The organism is Segeticoccus sp. (assembly GCF_035708005.1).
This window is the reverse complement of the sequence record NZ_DASSTI010000149.1, coordinates 1-2,187: the sequence shown is the minus strand read 5'-3', so window position 1 is coordinate 2,187 and position 2,187 is coordinate 1. Positions and strand designations below refer to the sequence as shown.

The window sequence follows — 2,187 nt, the reverse complement described above, 5'->3', positions numbered from 1 at the left end:
GACGGTCTCGCCGATCACCGGGTACCCCGGCACCTCCCCCACCACCAGCAGCCCGCCGCTGGTCAGCGCGTCGGCGAGCAGCAACAACTCGACCTCGTCGGCGCGACCGGCGTCGAGGTGCGGCCGCACCCAGTCGAGGTTACGCCGGGTGCCGCCGCTGATGAACCCGTCCCGCGCCGCCTCACGCGCACCGTCGAGGTACGGCACGGCCGCGGCCTCCACGACGGCCCCGGCCCCGGACGCGCGCAGCATCTTGAACAGGTGCCCGAGCAGCCCGAACCCGGTCACGTCGGTCGCTGCCTGCGCACCCGCCTCGAGTGCGGCCCGCCCCGCATCGGCGTTGAGCTGCACCATGCACTCGATCGCCTGCGGGAAGACCTCGCCGGTTGCCTTGTGCCGGTTGTTGAGGACACCGACCCCCAACGGCTTGGTGACGGTGATCGGCATACCGGGCTTGGCGGCGTCGTTGCGCAGCAGCCGGTTCGGATCGGCAACCCCGGTGACCGCGAGTCCGTACTTCGGCTCCGGGTCGTCGATGCTGTGCCCCCCGGCGAGCGCGCACCCGGCCTGGCGCGCGACGTCGCGGCCACCGCGCAGCACCTCGCGCAGCAGCTCGGTGGGCAGCACCTCACGGGGCCAGCCGACGAGGTTGATCGCCAGCACGGGCCGGGCGCCCATCGCGTAGATGTCCGACAGCGCGTTGGCCGCGGCGATCCGCCCCCAGTCGTAGGCGTCGTCGACCACCGGTGTGAAGAAGTCGGTCGTGCTCACGATGGCCGTGTCCGCGGTGAGCCGGACCACCGCGCCGTCGTCGCCGTCCTCCAGCCCGACGAGCAGGTCCGCGTCGCTCGGCTCGCCCGGCTGGATGAGTCCCGCGACCACCGCCTCCAGCTCACCCGCCGGGATCTTGCAGGCGCACCCGCCGCCGTGCGCGAACTGCGTCAGCCGGTATGCCGACCGCTCCCCCGCCCTGCCCGATGTCGCCAGTGCGTCGCTCACGCTCGCGACTGTACCCACGGGCGTGGGCGGCCGCCCGACACGGACCCCGTCGGGTAGGGTCTGGCGGCGGAGGCGTACAGGTGCCTGGTGGCCCTCCCGGTCTTCAAAACCGGTGTGCGGCGGTATCCGTCGCAGGTGGGTTCGATTCCCATCCGCCTCCGCCAACCTTCGCGGGGCGCCGACTCGGGCCGCTTACGTGGCACCGACTGGGGCCGCTGTCGTGGCACCGACTTGAGCTGCACCTCGGTCGGCCGAGCCGGCGAAACCGGTCCCTTCCGGCGGGACGGGCGCCTCGCTCGTACGATCGGCCCATGACCGAGCCCACGACGCAGGCCGACGTCGACCCGCGTCGGCGGATCCCGCGCACGGACGTGCTCCTCGCGGAGGCCCGGCTGGCCCGGGCCGCCGAGCGCGTGGGGGCAGACGCGGTGAAGGCAGCGGTCACGGCGGCCCAGCAGCGCGCCCGACAGGGAGAGATCGCGCCCGAGGACGTGCTCGCCGAGGCCCTCGCGGCCGTGCCGGCCCGCGCCAGCTCGCTGCGACCGGTCATCAACGCAACGGGCGTCGTGCTGCACACCAACCTCGGGCGCGCCCCCTTGTCCCCAGCCGCGGTGGAGGCTCTCGTGGGAGCGGCGGGCTACGTGGACGTGGAGTATGACGTGCACACGGGCTCACGTGCCCGACGCGGCCGCGGCACGCTCGCGGCGTTGCGGCAGGCCGTGCCAGCCGCGGAGGACGTGCTGGTCGTCAACAACGGTGCCGCGGCCCTCGTCCTGGCCACCACCGCCCTCGCCGCCGGTCGTGACGTGGTCGTCAGCCGCGGCGAGATGGTCGAGATCGGCGACGGGTTCCGCCTCCACGAGCTGATCGCGTCCACCGGCGCACGGATTCGTGAGGTCGGCACGACGAACCGGACCAAGCTCGCGGACTATGTCAGCGCGCTCGGGGAGCAGACCGGCTGCCTCCTCAAGGTGCACCCGAGCAACTTCCGGATCGACGGATTCGCCTCTGGCGTGGAGGTTTCCGAGCTGGCAGCGTTGGAGGCTGCGCTGGTCGTCGACATCGGCAGCGGCCTGCTGCGACCGGACCCGCTGCTGCCCGACGAACCGGACGCCAGCTCGATGTTGGCCGCCGGTGCGGATCTGGTGACGTGCAGCGGCGACAAGCTCCTCGGTGGCCCGCAGGCCG

2 protein-coding genes and 1 tRNA gene are annotated in these 2,187 nt (G+C 73.2%); 2 read left to right on the top strand and 1 reads right to left on the bottom strand.

Annotated features, from left to right (window positions below; all coding sequences use genetic code 11):
• A partial coding sequence (gene selD, locus VFL99_RS14380) for a selenide, water dikinase SelD (RefSeq protein WP_325107059.1) occupies positions 1–999 on the bottom strand: 999 nt, incomplete at its 3' end.
• A 68-nt stretch (positions 1,000–1,067) separates the two neighbouring features.
• Between selD and VFL99_RS14375 the strand changes: the two genes are divergently transcribed.
• A tRNA-Sec gene (locus VFL99_RS14375) sits at positions 1,068–1,163 on the top strand.
• 147 nt (positions 1,164–1,310) lie between these two features.
• A partial coding sequence (gene selA, locus VFL99_RS14370) for an L-seryl-tRNA(Sec) selenium transferase (protein ID WP_325107058.1) occupies positions 1,311–2,187 on the top strand: 877 nt, incomplete at its 3' end.